Genomic DNA, 16535 nt, shown 5'->3' with positions numbered 1-16535 from the left:
TGTGCTCAACTAAACTCAATTCCATGAAAAGACTCATCCTATTGTTGGCGATAGGCAGTATGGCTTTCGCTTCGAGTTGCACTCATACAAGTAAGGCCGGCGAAGAGGCCACTGTTGCGGCGCGCGATTTTTCACCTGTTGATGGAAAAGCCGTTGTCTACCTATACCGTCCTGGGAAATTTGTCGCTGGTGGTGTCATGACGCCGATTAAAGTCAATGGCTTGGATGCGGGGGGAACTGGTCCCGGGACTTTTTTCCGCTGGGAATTACCTCCAGGAGTTTACACCTTCTCAGCGCAAAATTCGGCCAGTACTCAGATGGTTCAAGTAGATGCCAAAGCGGGCGAAGTTTATTACATCAAGGAACAAGAGCACATTGGTGTAGCCTCTAGAGATACGCGCATATCAATGAAAGAAACTACAGCGAAAGAAGCTCAACCTGTCATCAAGAAAGGCAAACTCCTTTTGAGTAATTACACGCCTTAAACACTCAAGTGTGAAAGCAAGATTCCGGTGGCTGTAGCGACGTTTAGGCTGTCGATAGGTGCATGGCCGTTTTTAGGAATGGTAATGGTTTGGGAAAGCTGTGCTTTGACATCGGGCCGTAGGCCCCAACTTTCCGAACCCATCACCAAGATCATCTTTTCCGGTTTTTCAAGCGCGTGAATAGAGGTGCCATGCATGTCCGCTCCGAGTACTTGGAATCCGCGGCTGCGGCCTTCCCCGAGTAGGTCTCCGAGTTCAGTTTGCACGACGCCGAGTCGGAACAAACTGCCCATAGCGCTTTGGACCACCTTTGGATTCCACGGTTCAGCGCAGTCCGTGCTCAAGATGATTTGCCGAAGGCCAAACCACTCTCCCAAGCGCAAGATGGTACCCAGGTTTCCGGGGTCCCGAACACCGTCAAGGGCTAGAATCAAGGGGGCTTCCCAACGCACTTCAGGGGCCTCGGGAATATGGGCTACGGCGAGTACTTCGTTTGGCGTTTTGAGTCCGCTGATCATCTCCAAGTCTTTACCTGAGACTAGGGTATGTCCTTTCCCGCTATATTCTTCAAGGCCAAAGACGTCCTCAATCTGAAGAGCTGATTCGCGCAGTTCTTCGACTACTTTGGGCCCCTCCGCGACAAAGCGTCCGAATTGATTTCGGAATTTCTTTTGCTGAAGGGAACGGATGTATTTCTTTTGGGCCCGAGTGAGCATGCGATGAAGAATGGTAATTTTGCGAAGTTAGCAAATAGAAGCTGTGCCCTTGAAGAACCTATTTCGTCTTACATTTTTAGCCCTTGCAGCCGGCGCGATGCTCTCTTCGTGCAAGGCAACGCGATATGTTCCGGCAGAAGGGCACCTACTGATGAAGAATGAAGTTGAGGTGGACAGCACTCACCTTCGAGGTGGAAAGGAGTACTCTTATCTTCGAATTAGGCCCAATCGTCGGATACTGGGCGTGCCCTTTTACCTCTATCTCTACAACTCTGGTGATCCAGAGGCGGAAAAGGGATTTGGACATTGGCTTTCTGGATTGGGGGAAGCTCCCGCAGTCATTGATTCCACGAATTTGCGCAAGAGTGCTGAACAACTCAGTCGGTACTATTTCAACCAGGGTTATTTCGACGCGGAAGCATCGTACCGAGTGGAATGTAGTGACCGGCAACGCGCCAAGGTTTACTATTCCGTTCAAAAACACGAGCCCTACTTTATTCGCAAGATCGAGTACCAAATGGATGCTCCGGAGTTGGAGGAAATTGTAGTGAAACAGATGGCTGAATTGAAATTTCAGCCAGGCGATCAATACAACGCCAAGATTCTGGACCAAGAGCGTACTCGATTGACGGAGCTGTTCCGCGAGCGTGGTTTTTACGACTTCTCCAAAGAGTTTATCTACTTCGAAATCGACAGCGGATTGCCTGGACGGGTCGTGGACATTACCATGGGGATTGAAAACAAACCCGTACAGGATGGAGATTCCATTCAATACATCAAGCATACGCGATACAACCTAAGGGATATTCATATTGTCTATCGATACAAGCCTGGCGTGGCCTGGGGAGAGGAAGACACAACCTATCTCGGCTACGAATTCAATTATCGCGATGAACTCGAGTTTAGACCGCGATTGGCTACGGATGCCATCCTGATTGAACCAGGTGATCGTTATCGGCAGTCCCAGGTCGCGACCAGCTACCGACACCTCATCAATTTGAAGGTTTTTTCCGGAGTCAATATGGACTTTGTTCCGATTGAAGGCGACAGCGCCGCTCATTGGTTAGACGCTTATATTCTCCTTCGACCATTCAAGAAACAATCACTTGGTCTCGAGCTCGAAGGAACGCACACCTCTGGAAACTTTGGGGCCGGAGGTTCGGTCTTCTACCGCAATCGAAACATCTTCGGTGGAGGGCAAATTCTCGAAGTTCGGGTGAATGGTGCACTAGAAGCGCAGCAAGTAAGTTCAGATGCGAGTGGGGTATTCAACACCATCCAATACGGAGCTGGACTTACCTTACACCTTCCCTATTTCCTATTACCCTTTAATACGGAGGGCTGGATGCCTAAGAGGTACCAACCACAAACCGACATCAATGCGAGCTATAACTATCAGATTCGGGTTGATTTTGACCGGTCCATCCTCAATTTCGGCTTGCACTACACCTTCGACGAGAGCGCTGCCAAAAGACACATTTTTGAATTGGTCGACCTCAACTTTGTGAAGCTGACCAATGTCCGCGACTCCAGCAACATTGACGGAAATCGAATTCGAACCGGCTTTCAGGACGCCTTTATCCCGACCATCGGATACACCTTCCTATACAACAATCAGAGCCTGACCGCTCCGGGTCTCGACTATCAATTTTTCCGGGGGCACATCGAATTTGCCGGAAACTTGCTGAGCGCTGCAGCTGCGGCCAGCTCTTGGTCGCCGAATGACGATGGGCAGTATGAGCTTTTTGGAAACCCCTTTGCTCAATATGTCAAAGTGGATTTAGATTTCAGACAATATCAACCCGTATTGGCCTCGCGAAGGCTCGTTCTTCGACTCTATGGTGGGTTTGCCATTCCCTATGGGAACAGTGAAGTTGTCCCTTTCGAGAAACAGTTCTTTGGTGGGGGTGCAAACGACAACCGTGGATGGGTGGCCTATACCTTAGGGCCGGGTGCTGACACTACTGGCTTAGATGTGAATACCGGAGACATCAAAATTATGGCTACTTATGAATATCGTTTCGGGCTACTTGGAGACTTGAAAGGAGCCTTATTTGCCGATGTGGGGAACATTTGGACTTTAGATCCTATTGAAGAACAGTACAACACCGAGTTTCGACTAGATCGATTTTACAAAGAGCTCGCCATTGGCGCGGGTTTCGGTTTCCGCTACGATTTTGGGTTTTTTGTCTTTCGACTTGATGCCGGATTTAAAGTGGGGCAACCGGCACGTCCAAATGGACAATATTGGACTTGGGACGATATACGGCTCAGTAGGGCTGTGTGGAATTTCGGTATTGGATATCCCTTCTAAGAAAGGCTCAATTACTATATTGCAAGCCTTAATTTTACCGACCAAACTTAAACCTGATATAAAATGGCATACGATAATATCGTCTCCATCTTAGCAGACCAAGCAGATTACCTGCTCAATCACGAATCCAAGACAATGGCTAAAGAGCACCTGCATTTGCCAGGTGGTGATTTTGTCGATCGCGTTTTTGCGCCGGGCAATCGTTCGATTCAAACCATGCGCTCTCTTGAAACACTTTACGGTTCAGGCCGTTTGGGGGGATCTGGATACCTCAGCATCTTGCCTGTTGACCAAGGTATTGAGCACTCCGCTGGAGCCTCATTTGCGCCAAATCCAATCTACTTCGACCCAGAGAACATTGTCAAGCTCGGCGTTGAAGCTGGATGTAACGCAGTCGCTTCCACTTTTGGAGTATTGGCAAGCGTTGCACGCAAATACGCACATAAAATTCCGTTTGTGGTCAAACTGAACCACAATCAGCTTTTGAGCTATCCCAATACTACGGATCAAATCATGTACGGAAGCGTTGAAGACGCTTGGAATCTAGGTGCTGTAGCGGTTGGAGCGACCATCTATTTCGGAGCTCCTGAAATGGATCGACAACTGCAAGAAGTGGCCGCGGCATTTGAGCGCGCTCACGAACTTGGGATGGCCACCATTTTGTGGTGCTATACGCGTAACTCAGCATTTAAAACAGCTGAAGGAGATTTCCATACAGCTACGGATCTTCAAAGCCAGGCTAACCATATTGGAGTGACCATTCAGGCGGATATTATCAAACAAAAATTGCCGACCACCAATGGTGGATACAATGCGGTTAATTTTGGAAAAACACATCCAAAGGTATACTCTGAATTGAGTAGCGATCACCCGATTGATTTGACTCGCTACCAAGTAATCAATTGCTACATGGGCCGTCAAGGACTGATTAACTCAGGCGGTGGCTCTGGAGACAATGATATGCAAGATGCCGTAGTTACTGCGGTAGTCAATAAGCGTGCTGGTGGACAAGGATTGATTTTGGGTCGGAAGGCCTTCCAACGTCCAATGGACGAGGGTATTAAACTCCTACAAACAGTTCAGGACGTATACTTGGCAGACGAAATTACCATCGCATAAAAGAAAGCCTATGACTTGGTTTCAGCGTAAAGAAAAAGGGATTACTACTCCTACACAGGAGAAGAAGGATACTCCCAAAGGGCTCTGGTACAAAACTCCTAGCGGAAAAATTATCGATACCGATGAGCTCAAAGCAAATTTGTACGTCTCCCCTGAGGATGGATATCATGTGCGCATCGGGTCTCGAGAGTACTTTGCAATTCTCTTTGATGATGGCCAATTCGAAGAATTGGATGCCGAGATGACATCAGCAGACCCCTTGAACTTTGAGGATACCAAAAAATACAAGGACCGACTCAAAGCGACTATTGCGAAGACCAAATTGAATGATGCGGTGCGCACAGGAGTTGGAAAACTCGACGGCCACGATATCGTAATCAGTTGTATGGACTTCAGCTTTATCGGAGGCTCCATGGGCTCTGTGGTAGGTGAGAAAATAGCCCGAGGAATTGATCACAGCCTTAAAACAGGCATTCCGTTTATGATGATCAGCAAGTCTGGTGGAGCGCGTATGATGGAGGCTGCCTTCTCTTTAATGCAGTTGGCGAAAACCTCTGCGAAACTCGCTGAGTTGGATGAGGCTGGTATTCCTTACATCAGCTTATTAACGGACCCTACAACGGGTGGAGTGACGGCATCCTATGCAATGCTAGGAGATATCAATATTGCCGAACCAGGAGCACTGATCGGCTTTGCCGGTCCGCGCGTGGTACGCGAGACCATTGGCAAGGACCTTCCCGAAGGATTTCAGACGTCCGAATTTGTTCTGGAGCACGGATTTCTGGACTTTATTGCCAATCGGAAAGAATTGAAAGCCAAAATTTCACAGTTCTTGAGATTACTCGCGAACTAAAAAAGGCACAGTTCTTGAAACTTAACCGGTGTTCCGAATGGAGGACCGGTTTTTTTTATCTAACCATCTACCTTCGGGCAGCGTATTACAAGAAATACCATACATCAGCGTTTAGATCACAATGAACCTACCTCCTATGAATCGAAGACTCCTCCTTCTTTTGTTCTGGGTACTTGCAGCAGCTCCTTTGTCGGCGCAGCAGAGCTTTACCATTAGCGGCGTTGTTTCGGATGAATATTCTGGTGAATCCATGATAGGGGCCAGCGTTTTCGAACCCAATCTCCGAAAGGGCACCACAACCAACACCTACGGATTCTACAGTTTAACCTTACCCGAAGGCACCTATTCGATTGTCTTCTCCTTTGTTGGGTACGAGCCTTTCACCAGAGAGGTTGAACTCACCGAAGAACTTCAATTAGACGTCTCGCTCAAGGGCATGGAGCTCCTCGAAGTTGAACTGGTCGAAAAAGTGACTACTCAAATTCAAGAAACGACGCAGATGAGCACCATCGATCTCCCTATGGAGGCAGTGGAAAAGCTCCCTGTATTTATGGGTGAACGAGACATCCTGAAAACCGCCCAACTTCTTCCCGGAATTCAAAGTGGAAATGAAGGAACCAGCGGGCTGTTTGTCCGAGGCGGTAGTCCAGATCAAAACTTAATTCTATTGGACGGCGTACCGGTCTACAATGCCAATCACCTCTTCGGGTTTTTCAGTGTATTCAATCCCGATGCGATCAGCAGTGTGAGCATCATGAAAGGTGGATTTCCAGCACGCTATGGTGGTCGCTTATCATCGGTTATTGACGTGCATATGAAGGAAGGGAATATGCGCGAATTCCAAGGTGATCTGAGCCTTGGACTCATCGCTGCGAAGATTGCCGTCCAAGGCCCCATCAAGAAAGACACGACTTCCTACATGATCTCGGCACGAAGAACCTACATCGACGCTCTTGTACAGCCAGTGATCATCGCGGTTGAGAACACCTCTGCTGGATACTTTTTCCACGATGTCAATGCCAAGGTCAACCACAAGTTCAATCGCGAGCATCGGCTTTACGCCAGTACCTATTTCGGTAAAGACAAAGCGTACAATCGGGAGTCCTATGGAGACGGGGAGCTCTTCCGCGCTGGACTGGAATGGGGAAACCTAACCTCGGCCTTGCGATGGAATTGGCAGGTAACCGATAAGCTCTTTTCCAACACCACCCTCACCTACTCCAACTATGAAATGGCCGTCGGCTTTCAGGAAATTTGGACCGAGGACAACGAGCGATACGAGTACGAGTATGAATACTCCTCCGGAATCCGGGATTGGGCCATCAAGTACGACTTAGACTACATCCCCAACCCCAATCATTACTTCCGGTTTGGTGGGAACTACATGTACCACACCTTTAACCCAGGAGTCAATCTGTACGAAGCCAATGAGAATGGCGAAAACATTGAACTTGAAGCGGGAGGGAACAAAATCTACGCCAGTGAATACTTCTTGTACGGCGAAGACGACTGGGACATTACGCAGCGATTGAAGGTCAATATTGGTCTTCACTATTCCGGGTTCTTGACGCAAGGACAGCACTACACCAGTCTGCAACCAAGAGTAGCGCTGAGGTACTTGATCACGGATGAGTTGGCCCTAAAAGCCAGCTATGTTCAAATGGCCCAGTTCATTCACTTACTGTCGAATTCTGGAATCGGATTGCCAACGGACCTCTGGTTACCATCGACCCGTAGGGTCAAACCTCAATACAGCCAGCAGGCCGCCGTTGGATTGGCCTACACCTTCAACAACGAATTCGAGGTGTCCTTGGAAGGCTATGTCAAAGACATGCGCAATGTGATCGAGTATAAGGACGGGGCCAGCTTTGCCAGTGGCGCAGATTGGGAAGAACAGATTGAAGTGGGTGACGGCTGGGCCTATGGAGTGGAGCTGTTCATTCAAAAGAAGTTCGGAAAGTTCACGGGATGGCTCGGCTATACCTTGAGCTGGAGCTGGCGGCAGTTTGACAACTTGAATGGAGGTGATCCTTTCCCCTACCGATTCGACCGGCGTCACGATATCAGCTTTGCTGGTACCTATGAGTTCAATGAGATGAAGGACATCGGATTGGTCTGGGTGTACGGAACAGGTAATGCGGTCAGCTTACCCATCGCTACGTTCCAAACACCGAATCAGCCTTTTGACAACAATCCTTTCGGCTACTGGGGGAACCTCAATTTCTACGACGAACGAAACGGATACCGCATGCCGGCTTATCACCGTTTGGATGTGAGTTACAATACCCGAAAATACTACGAGAATGGAGCTTTGAGGACTTGGAGTTTTGGTGTGTACAATTTGTACAATCGCCAGAACCCCTTCTACCTCTATTTCCAAGACCGCGACAACGACGAGACCAACGAGCTGTATCAAATCAGCTTGTTCCCGCTCATGCCTTACGTCAGTTATAACCTGAAATTCTAAGCCATGAAAAAATTGCTCTTTATTATCTGTTTGGCGGCCTTTACGGCCGGATGCGAGAAGGAAGTTCCTTTCGACCCAGAGGAATCGCGTACGCGAATTGTGATGTACAGCTTTTTATATCCCGGGGAGATCATTCAAGTGGAGCTGACGCAAAGTCAGAACATCCTGATCAACTCGTGGAACGAAGACTACCCTCCCGTGCAAAACGCTATTGTCCGGGTCTATAAAGACGGAGAACTTCTGGGAGAAATGCAAGAAGACCAAATCAACAATAACGGTCAGTACTTCCTCTTTGAAACCGTGGAAGCTGGTGCGGAGTATCGTTTCCAAGTGGCGCACAGCGAATTCGAAGGCGTACAGGCATTTACGCGTGTGCCAGCGACGCCACCTACATTCACAGCACGCCTTATCGATACCACCAACTTCGAATGGACCCTTGAAGTGGAAGTTGAAGACCAAAGTGGAGCGAATTTCTACTTGGCGGATTTCTTGTGGGAATACGAATCTGGCGGGGCGAGTCTTCAGCCGATGTACTTCAGCTCAACGGATCCTTTCCTGAGCACTCCATATACCTATTACGACCCTACGGATCCGAACAAGTATTTCGATGGCGAGGCCTACTTTACAGACGAGCATTTCGCCGATGGCACCTATACCTTCAGGATTAAATTCTACGCGGATTATTGGACCTCACAGTCTTTCACGGGTATTCATGTTCGCTTAAAAAACATGTCTGAAGATTATTACCGCTACAAATACAGCAGCCTATTGCAGCAGTGGACTGATGGAGATCCTTTTGCTCAACCAGCCATTGTCCACAACAATGTGGAGAATGGAATTGGATGTGTGGGAAGTCTGTTTCCTGGAACCGTGGTGGTTGATCTCTGAATTATTTAAAAAGCGGCTGCGTGTATATAAAATTTAGTTTGTACATTTGCAGCTTGAAAAAGAAGCATAGTAAAGAAACTCTATCTCAGTAGTTTTATGACGATTACGCCGGAAGAAAAGAAAGAGATTTACGCCAAATACGGCAAATCAGAGAGCGATACAGGAAACGCGGAAGCACAAATTGCTGTGTTTACCAAGCGAATCAGCGCCCTCACCGAGCACTTGAAGCAAAACCGCAAGGATTACAATACACAACGTTCCTTGATCATCATGGTAGGAAAGCGCCGTAAGCTTTTGAACTACCTGAAGCAGATCGACATTGAGCGCTACCGCGCTATTGTTAAGGACCTAGGATTGCGTAAGTAATCTACTGGAATTCACGCGAATTAAAAAGGCAATTTCTACGAATTGCCTTTTCGCGTATATAGCCGTATCTTCCCGACACTTTTCTGAGCCGGGTAAACAAATCTGATACCGGCGTCCTTGAATACACACGTATACACGTACATACACACATACATTTTTATACACCCTTTTATACACACACATGAAACCAGAAGGAATCATTCAAGCTATTCAACTTCCCGACGGACGGGAAATTACCATTGAAACTGGCGTTCTTGCCAAACAAGCACACGGATCAGTTGTGATCCGTATGGGCGACACTATGTTGCTCGCAACAGCAGTCTCAAACTACGAGCAGTCTGATGTAGACTTTTTACCTCTTACGGTAGACTACCGTGAAAAATTTGCCGCCGCTGGGCGGTTCCCAGGAGGGTTCTTCAAACGCGAAGGACGTCCTTCAGATCACGAAATTTTGGTCATGCGTCTCGTGGACCGCGCCTTGCGTCCACTCTTCCCTAAGGACTACCACGCGGAGACACAGGTCATGATCCAATTGATGTCAAGCGATGAAAATGTTCAGCCTGATGCTCTAGCCGGTTTAGCGGCTGGTGCAGCAATCGCCGTTTCGGATATTCCTATGGAAGGACCAATGTCTGAAGTTCGCGTGGCACGTATCGATGGCGAGTTTGTCATCAACCCATCAAAAGAAGATACGGAGAAAGCAGACATCGATTTGATGGTGGGCGGTACCAAAGAGAGTATCGTTATGGTCGAAGGTGAAATGAAAGAAGTTTCGGAAGAAGAAATGTCCGACGCCATCATGTTTGCCCACAAAACCATCGCCAACATGTGCGTTGCTATGGAAGAACTCAGCGCTAAAGTGGGTAAAACCGAAAAGCGCGAGTACGAACCAGAAGCACAAGACGAAGAATTGCGTGCGAAGATCGCAGCTTTCTGCTACGACAAAGTTTACGCCGTTGCTAAGCAAGCACTTCCTAAGCACGATCGTTCAGCCGGATTCAGCGAGATCAAAGAAGAGATGAAGGCTCAGTTCACTGAGGAAGAACTCGAGGAAAAAGGTGCTTTGATCGGAAAGTACTGGAAAGAAACAGAGAAGAAAGCGGTACGCGACATGGTGTTGAACGAAGGTATTCGTTTGGACGGTCGTGCAACAACCGATATTCGTCCGATCTGGACTTCCATCGACTATTTGCCAGGAGCACACGGATCTGCACTCTTCACTCGTGGAGAGACGCAATCTTTGACCACGGCTACCTTGGGAACGAAGCTCGATGAAAACCGCATCGACAACGTGACCTTCCAAGGATCAGAGCGTTTTTACTTGCACTACAACTTCCCTCCATTCAGCACGGGAGAAGCTCGCCCAATTCGCGGTACTTCTCGTCGTGAAGTAGGACACGGAAACTTGGCACAGCGAGCCTTGGAACCTATGATCCCAGCCGAGAACCCATATACGGTTCGTTTGGTATCTGAGATCTTAGAATCAAACGGATCAAGTTCTATGGCGACGGTATGTGCCGGTACTATGGCCTTGATGGATGCGGGTATCAATATTACTCGTCCCGTGAGCGGTATCGCAATGGGATTGATCACGGATCAAGAGACTGGTAAGTACGCTGTATTGAGTGATATCCTCGGTGATGAAGATTTCCTCGGTGACATGGACTTTAAAGTAACCGGTACCACTGAAGGAATCACTGCTTGCCAAATGGACATTAAGATCAAAGGTCTTGATGCCGAAATCTTGGTTAAAGCATTGAATCAAGCCAAAGACGGTCGCGCACACATCTTGAACAAGATGCTTGAGACCATCTCTGAGCCACGCACAGAGCTCAAGCCAAATGCACCGAAGATCATTGTATTGGAGATCAACAAAGACTACATCGGTGCCGTGATCGGACCAGGCGGTAAGATCATCCAAGGAATGCAGGAAGAGACCGGTACAACCATCACCATTGAAGAGGTGGAGAACAAGGGAATCGTTGAGATTCTCGGTACGGATCAAGCGGGTATCGATGACGCCGTATCGCGCATCAAAGGCATTTGCTGGGAGCCTGTTGTCGGTGAGATCTACCTCGGAACTGTTAAGGCCATCCAGCCTTATGGTGCTTTCGTTGAGATCGGTCCTAAGACGGACGGTCTTTTGCACATCTCTGAGATCGACTGGAAACGCATCAACAACGTTGAAGATGTGTTGAAAGAAGGTGATCAAGTGAAGGTGAAATTGCTCGAGATCGACGATCGCGGCAAAATGCGCCTATCTCGCAAGGTCTTGTTCCCAAAGCCTGATCAGAATGAGGGCAAGCCTGAAGCAAGCGCTGAAGGAGGAGAATAAAATCTTTTTCGAAATACTGTAACCCTACGCCTCCTTTTCTCGTATAAGGAGGCGTAGTTCATTAATATAAAAGAGAGGAAAGTATATGAGACAGCTCAAGATCACGAAGCAGGTAACGAATAGAGAGACGGCGTCGTTAGACAAATACCTGCAGGAGATCGGAAAAGTGGATTTGATTACAGCGGAAGAAGAGGTAGAACTCGCCCGCAAAATCAAACAAGGTGATCAACTAGCTCTTGAGAAATTGACCAAGGCGAATCTTCGCTTCGTGGTTTCCGTAGCCAAGCAATACCAAAACCAAGGTTTGACCCTTCCTGATTTGATCAACGAAGGAAACTTAGGACTCATCAAAGCCGCCCAGCGTTTTGACGAGACCCGTGGTTTTAAGTTTATCTCATACGCCGTTTGGTGGATTCGTCAGTCTATTTTGCAAGCGTTAGCAGAGCAAAGCCGTATCGTCCGCTTGCCACTGAACAAGATTGGCTCGATCAATAAGATCAACAAGGCCTATGCTCAATTAGAGCAGGAGCACGAGCGTCAGCCAAGTGCTGAAGAGATCGGAAATATGCTCGAGATGAGCGAGAACGACGTTAAGGAGAGCATGCGAAACAGTGGACGTCACGTGTCCATGGATGCCCCGCTTGTCGATGGAGAGGACAGCAACCTGTACGACGTATTGCGAAGTGCGGAGAGTCCAAATCCAGACGCAGACTTGTTGAACGAGTCCTTGCGCACTGAAATCGAGCGTTCCTTGGCCACCTTGACCCCTCGCGAAGCGGACGTTATCCGTTTGTACTTCGGACTGAGCGGGCAGCACCCCATGACTCTCGAAGAGATTGGCGAAACCTTTGACTTGACCCGTGAGCGCGTGCGTCAAATCAAAGAAAAGGCCATCCGACGTCTAAAACACACCAGCCGTTCTAAGATCCTAAAGACATACCTAGGGTAATCCCCGGCTAAATCAATTGTAAAGCGCCCTCCGATTGGAGGGCGCTTTTCTTTTTGGGATAAGCTTATCTTTGCAGCAGAATAAAAACTGAGCCCATGCCCATCATCGCCCCTTCTATTCTCGCCGCGGATTTCGCCAACCTTGAACGCGATTCAAAAATGGTCAATCAAAGCGAGGCCGATTGGTTTCACATTGATGTTATGGACGGCGTTTTTGTTCCGAATATCAGCTTCGGCATGCCGGTCATTGAGGCCATCAATCGCCACGCTGAAAAACCGCTTGACGTGCATTTGATGATCGTTCAACCCGAGCGATACATCGAGGATTTCAAAAAAGTGGGAGCATCTATTCTGACCGTTCACTACGAAGCCAGCACCCATCTTCACCGCACTCTTCAAGCCATCAAGAACGCCGGTATGCAAGCCGGTGTCGCCCTAAACCCGCACACACCAGTATCGCTTTTGGAAGACACCATTGAAGATATTGACTTGGTCTGTTTGATGAGTGTAAACCCCGGATTTGGCGGTCAGAAGTTCATCGAGCGCACCTACGAAAAGGTTCGCGCACTTAAGGCGATGATCAATAGCCGAGGCATCTCTACCCTTATTGAAATTGACGGTGGCGTGACTGTTGAAAATGCACCAGCACTTATCGAAGCCGGAGCCGATGTATTGGTTGCCGGGTCTACGGTTTTCCGTTCTGACGATCCCGTTGCGACCGTTGCAGCCCTCAAGCGCGCTTAAGTGAATTTGGGCCTACGGCCCGATACTTCACTCCCGCCCCAAAACATAATCTTCCAAGTAGCTGAACTCCTCGGTGAGCTCACCTTTCAGATTGGTCTGGCTCGCCCGGCCGATCACATCATCTGGATCTTCAACAAGCAACGCTGGAAGCACATTTTTCATCAGCTCGCTTCCAAAATCCTCCGATGCATCTTTCGGAAGCTCACAAGGCAAGTTGTCGACCGCCATAACGCCGATAGCATTATTCGCTTCAAAGTCCACCTCGCGCTCCAAATAGGGGTCGTACCCATAAAGCGGATCCGCAATAGTAGAAGGCCTCAAAGTGGAAGCGACTGGTCCGTCAATATCACAGCTGACATCCGCTACAACGCGAATGTTGAAAACAGGATCACGGGCATCATCGCGAGTAAAAATAAATGGTGACCTATTGTCCCAATAGTGGCAAGCTATGTATACATCCATGTGACCTGCAAAGGCCATGAAGTTCGAATCAAATTCCTCGGGTGCCCGATAAAAATCACGAGGCACAAAATCGGCTCCATCCTTTCGGCGCACATAGTCCTTCACCAGGAGCTGAGCATAAATCGGATCGTCAAACTTCTCAACTGTAAACTCATCGGGACTTACCGCTTCTATCCCGGCGGTTTTAAGCACTTCCATGGCACCACCAGCTACCCTCCCTCCTCCGGTCAAGCCAATTCGGAAATGCTTGGGCAAGGAAATCTTAGAAAGCTCCGACTCCATGTCTTTCCGGTCTTCGCACTCATGAGCTGGTTTCAGCTCATATCGGTTGGTCTTCTTTCCATAGGCGAGCAGTGCATTGTATGCTCCCACAACACCGGCATATCGACCGAAACCAACCAGGCGCTTTCCACTTTTCGCGGTCAATACCTCGTAGTCGACTAGGCGAATGTTCTTTTCTAAAATTGCTCGAAGCAAATCGCGATTGTACGGCTGCTTTTTAAACGTGTGCGAAAAGAAGAAGTAGGTTTTATTCGGAAGGAGCATATCAATGGGTACTTCTTTGACACCGAATAAATATTCGCAATCGCTTAAATCCTCATCAACTCGAATTCCACGTTCTTCGTACTCTTCATCGTGAAAGCAGCGAATAGAACTAGGCTGCACCGTGATGTCCAATTCCGGAAACTGGTCTTTTAGCTGTCGACACTGGGCCGGTGTAAATGGAACGCGTTTATCAGGAGGATTTTTTCCTTCTCGAATAATGCCAATCTTGACTTTCTCCATAGCTCTTCAGAATAGTCCGCTAAGATATTGACAACTTGAGCGTCTTCCTAATATGCCGTACCTTTGCCCTCTGACTTTTACGGTCTTTGACTTGTTGGGGCTGATTTGGTTTTGACAGCGAGATAGTGGTCATGTAAGCACGCCGAGCATTGTGTTTTTGGCTCGTAAATCTCAAGACTCAATTTTTGTAATTGGCGAGACTAATTACGCTTTGGCAGCCTAATACCAGGTATTAGATGCCTTTGATCCAGGGGCTTACGTTTTCATCGTACGCGGACCCCACCGGATCATCATAACAAACGATGATAGAGAGACGCAACCGTTTCGGGCGTCAATCGAAAATTTAGAAACTAAGGAATGTGTTGGTCGTCGGGTTTCCGGCGCATTCTCGAAAATCAAACGCGACTAAGCGCGTAGAAAGCATGTCTGTTACTTGTTTGGACGCGGGTTCGAGCCCCGCCAGCTCCACAGAATAAAATGAAGCAACCCGTTTACCGTAAGGTAAGCGGGTTTTTCTTTTTAAGCGAGTCAAGCTTGCTTGTACGAGTTCGAAATGAAAAAGGCGCTGTAGGCCCGACGGGCCGTTCACGGATCCCTTTTGGGGCGCCCCCCAGACCACGCCAGAGGAGCGAAGCGATGAAGCGCTATCCTCACCACCTCCACAAAAGTCACGAGCAAACCGTTTACCGAAAGGTCAGCGGGTTTTTTTTCCGCGAGTCAAGCCTGCTTGTGCGGTTTCTTTTTATTCACCTCCTCTCCTATTCGTCCACCGATCCTTTTCGAATTGCTGAAAATATTTGAGAATAAATGAGGGATGTCTTTTTTCCAACTCTTGTTCTGAAGGTATAGGAAGAAAATGTGATGCCCAACGGCCAGAGTAAAGAAGTATAGTCCAAAGTCTAAAAGAATGCTTGGAAAAATCGGAGAATAAAAAACAATTGCGGCAATAAAGTGAAAGATCCAAAGCAGCTTAACAACATGCCATCCGTCTGTGAACGAAGCAAAAATATGACTGCTTCCCCAGAATCGTTCTCCTTCACTCGGGTCTCCATTCTTCCATTTGTTCCTCCACGCAATTTCATTATTCCAAAAGGACTCACCCAATCTGTGCATTCCCTTGCGATCAAAGAATGCGGCAAGTGTATGCCAAGTGGATAAACGATAATGATGAGGACTGGCAATTTTATCCATAGCAGCCTCCCAATACGTCCCTAAAAAGAAAATAATTAGGCTGAGCAAAGTACTTTGTACGTTACAAGGTTAATGACAACAGAGTACTGGTATGCCGAGATCGTTAAGGATAATGTTCTCCTTATCGACGTTACCAAACACCTTGGTATCACCGGCCACTTGAGCCATAATGCTGATTAAATGAGTTTCGTTATCCCGTGCATGAGCAATAGTTTGCCTGGAATAACCGACGCTGAAAATTTTGGCGTCTTCCTCTATAAGAGCATACTTGATTCCCTCCTCAGCAAAATAGTCTTCGCATTTTCTAACGTTCAATGCGGTCTCTTCGTCCAAACGATCAGTCTTGTAAATGGTGTAGAGCGCCACTTCCCCATCCGAGTTCATAAGGTCTCGGGTTTGACGCATTTTTAGCTCAAAGTTGCTGTGAGATGCGATTGGGAAGAGAACTTGTTGAAAGCCACCTACATGCCATGTGGACTGTTCTTGAATAACAAGGGAAGGAACATTAAGCATTTGGACGAGCTTCAAAATATTGGAACCAAAAAGAGCCTGTTTGATCCCTTTTTTTCCATGCGTGCCGATCAAGACTAAAGAAGTATGAAGCTTGTCTATTGCGGCTTCAATGACATCAAAAAATTGCCCCTCCACCAAATGACCTTCGCTCTTAACACCTGCAGCTTCCAATTGGGCTTGAACATCCTTCAGCGTATCCCAACATTCTTGTGCACGAGCCGTGTCTCCTTTTGGTACAACCGTCACAAAGTGTACGGGAACATTTCTATGATTGGCAATTTCGGTCGCAAATTCCACGACCCGATTAGATACTTCTGTGTGGTCAATTAGTGCGGTGATGGATCTCAT

14 protein-coding genes and 1 other RNA gene are annotated in these 16535 nt (G+C 47.9%); 11 read left to right on the top strand and 4 right to left on the bottom strand.

Annotated features, from left to right (window positions below; translation table 11 throughout):
* Positions 1-23: 23 nt before the first annotated feature.
* Complete coding sequence (locus tag HZ996_06480) at positions 24-485, top strand: DUF2846 domain-containing protein (GenBank protein ID QTN38808.1); 462 nt, start codon at positions 24-26, stop codon at positions 483-485.
* On the opposite strand, the gene HZ996_06475 is transcribed toward HZ996_06480, so the two are convergent.
* The gene (locus tag HZ996_06475; GenBank protein ID QTN38807.1) at positions 482-1201 is read right to left on the bottom strand and encodes an RNA methyltransferase; all 720 of its coding nucleotides are present in this window, start codon (positions 1199-1201) and stop codon (positions 482-484) included. The genes HZ996_06480 and HZ996_06475 overlap by 4 nt on opposite strands.
* 151 nt (positions 1202-1352) lie before the next feature.
* On the opposite strand from HZ996_06475, the gene HZ996_06470 reads away from it, so the two are divergent.
* From HZ996_06470 to HZ996_06430, 9 genes are all read left to right on the top strand, one after another.
* Positions 1353-3515 (top strand): BamA/TamA family outer membrane protein, encoded by a 2163-nt coding sequence (locus tag HZ996_06470; protein QTN38806.1) that lies wholly within the window; start codon positions 1353-1355, stop codon positions 3513-3515.
* Between the two features lie 63 nt (positions 3516-3578).
* Positions 3579-4634 (top strand): class I fructose-bisphosphate aldolase, encoded by a 1056-nt coding sequence (locus HZ996_06465; GenBank protein ID QTN38805.1) that lies wholly within the window; start codon positions 3579-3581, stop codon positions 4632-4634.
* Between the two features lie 10 nt (positions 4635-4644).
* Positions 4645-5487 carry an acetyl-CoA carboxylase carboxyltransferase subunit beta gene (locus HZ996_06460; protein ID QTN38804.1) on the top strand — a complete coding sequence of 281 codons (843 nt, stop codon included), beginning with the start codon at positions 4645-4647 and terminating at the stop codon, positions 5485-5487.
* Positions 5488-5623: 136 nt separating this feature from the next.
* Entirely contained in the window at positions 5624-7954 is a 2331-nt protein-coding gene (locus tag HZ996_06455) for a TonB-dependent receptor (GenBank protein QTN38803.1), read from the top strand.
* 3 nt (positions 7955-7957) lie between these two features.
* Entirely contained in the window at positions 7958-8842 is an 885-nt protein-coding gene (locus tag HZ996_06450; GenBank protein ID QTN38802.1) for a DUF4249 domain-containing protein, read from the top strand.
* Positions 8843-8938: 96 nt separating this feature from the next.
* Positions 8939-9208 carry a 30S ribosomal protein S15 gene (gene rpsO / locus HZ996_06445; protein QTN38801.1) on the top strand — a complete coding sequence of 90 codons (270 nt, stop codon included), beginning with the start codon at positions 8939-8941 and terminating at the stop codon, positions 9206-9208.
* A 181-nt stretch (positions 9209-9389) separates the two neighbouring features.
* Positions 9390-11543 (top strand): polyribonucleotide nucleotidyltransferase, encoded by a 2154-nt coding sequence (locus tag HZ996_06440; GenBank protein ID QTN38800.1) that lies wholly within the window; start codon positions 9390-9392, stop codon positions 11541-11543.
* A gap of 85 nt (positions 11544-11628) precedes the next feature.
* Complete coding sequence (locus tag HZ996_06435) at positions 11629-12492, top strand: sigma-70 family RNA polymerase sigma factor (GenBank protein ID QTN38799.1); 864 nt, start codon at positions 11629-11631, stop codon at positions 12490-12492.
* 95 nt (positions 12493-12587) lie between these two features.
* Positions 12588-13235 carry a ribulose-phosphate 3-epimerase gene (locus tag HZ996_06430; GenBank protein QTN38798.1) on the top strand — a complete coding sequence of 216 codons (648 nt, stop codon included), beginning with the start codon at positions 12588-12590 and terminating at the stop codon, positions 13233-13235.
* 27 nt (positions 13236-13262) lie between these two features.
* On the opposite strand, the gene HZ996_06425 is transcribed toward HZ996_06430, so the two are convergent.
* On the bottom strand, positions 13263-14483 hold the full coding sequence (locus tag HZ996_06425; GenBank protein ID QTN38797.1) for an alanine dehydrogenase: 1221 nt from the start codon (positions 14481-14483) through the stop codon (positions 13263-13265).
* 96 nt (positions 14484-14579) lie between these two features.
* On the opposite strand from HZ996_06425, the gene ssrA reads away from it, so the two are divergent.
* Positions 14580-14954: a transfer-messenger RNA gene (gene ssrA / locus HZ996_06420) on the top strand.
* Positions 14955-15200: 246 nt separating this feature from the next.
* Here the strand turns inward: ssrA and HZ996_06415 are convergent.
* Both HZ996_06415 and HZ996_06410 read right to left on the bottom strand, forming a co-directional pair.
* A complete protein-coding gene (locus HZ996_06415) occupies positions 15201-15722 on the bottom strand; it encodes a hypothetical protein (GenBank protein QTN38796.1) in 522 nt (173 codons plus the stop codon).
* Positions 15723-15743: 21 nt separating this feature from the next.
* The gene (locus tag HZ996_06410) at positions 15744-16535 is read right to left on the bottom strand and encodes a universal stress protein (GenBank protein ID QTN38795.1); all 792 of its coding nucleotides are present in this window, start codon (positions 16533-16535) and stop codon (positions 15744-15746) included.

It is taken from the genome of Cryomorphaceae bacterium (assembly GCA_017798125.1).
Lineage (GTDB): Bacteria > Bacteroidota > Bacteroidia > Flavobacteriales > ECT2AJA-044 > ECT2AJA-044.
This window is presented reverse-complemented; position numbering and strand designations above follow the sequence as displayed.

Coding starts and splice junctions, on each gene's coding strand:
- HZ996_06410 (QTN38795.1), bottom strand. CDS start 16,535: ATGAGATCCATCACCGCACTAATTGACCACACAGAAGTATCTAATCGG.
- HZ996_06440 (QTN38800.1), top strand. CDS start 9,390: ATGAAACCAGAAGGAATCATTCAAGCTATTCAACTTCCCGACGGACGG.
- HZ996_06475 (QTN38807.1), bottom strand. CDS start 1,201: ATGCTCACTCGGGCCCAAAAGAAATACATCCGTTCCCTTCAGCAAAAG.
- HZ996_06480 (QTN38808.1), top strand. CDS start 24: ATGAAAAGACTCATCCTATTGTTGGCGATAGGCAGTATGGCTTTCGCT.
- HZ996_06460 (QTN38804.1), top strand. CDS start 4,645: ATGACTTGGTTTCAGCGTAAAGAAAAAGGGATTACTACTCCTACACAG.
- HZ996_06430 (QTN38798.1), top strand. CDS start 12,588: ATGCCCATCATCGCCCCTTCTATTCTCGCCGCGGATTTCGCCAACCTT.
- HZ996_06435 (QTN38799.1), top strand. CDS start 11,629: ATGAGACAGCTCAAGATCACGAAGCAGGTAACGAATAGAGAGACGGCG.
- HZ996_06470 (QTN38806.1), top strand. CDS start 1,353: ATGAAGAATGAAGTTGAGGTGGACAGCACTCACCTTCGAGGTGGAAAG.
- HZ996_06450 (QTN38802.1), top strand. CDS start 7,958: ATGAAAAAATTGCTCTTTATTATCTGTTTGGCGGCCTTTACGGCCGGA.
- HZ996_06455 (QTN38803.1), top strand. CDS start 5,624: ATGAATCGAAGACTCCTCCTTCTTTTGTTCTGGGTACTTGCAGCAGCT.
- HZ996_06465 (QTN38805.1), top strand. CDS start 3,579: ATGGCATACGATAATATCGTCTCCATCTTAGCAGACCAAGCAGATTAC.
- HZ996_06425 (QTN38797.1), bottom strand. CDS start 14,483: ATGGAGAAAGTCAAGATTGGCATTATTCGAGAAGGAAAAAATCCTCCT.
- rpsO (QTN38801.1), top strand. CDS start 8,939: ATGACGATTACGCCGGAAGAAAAGAAAGAGATTTACGCCAAATACGGC.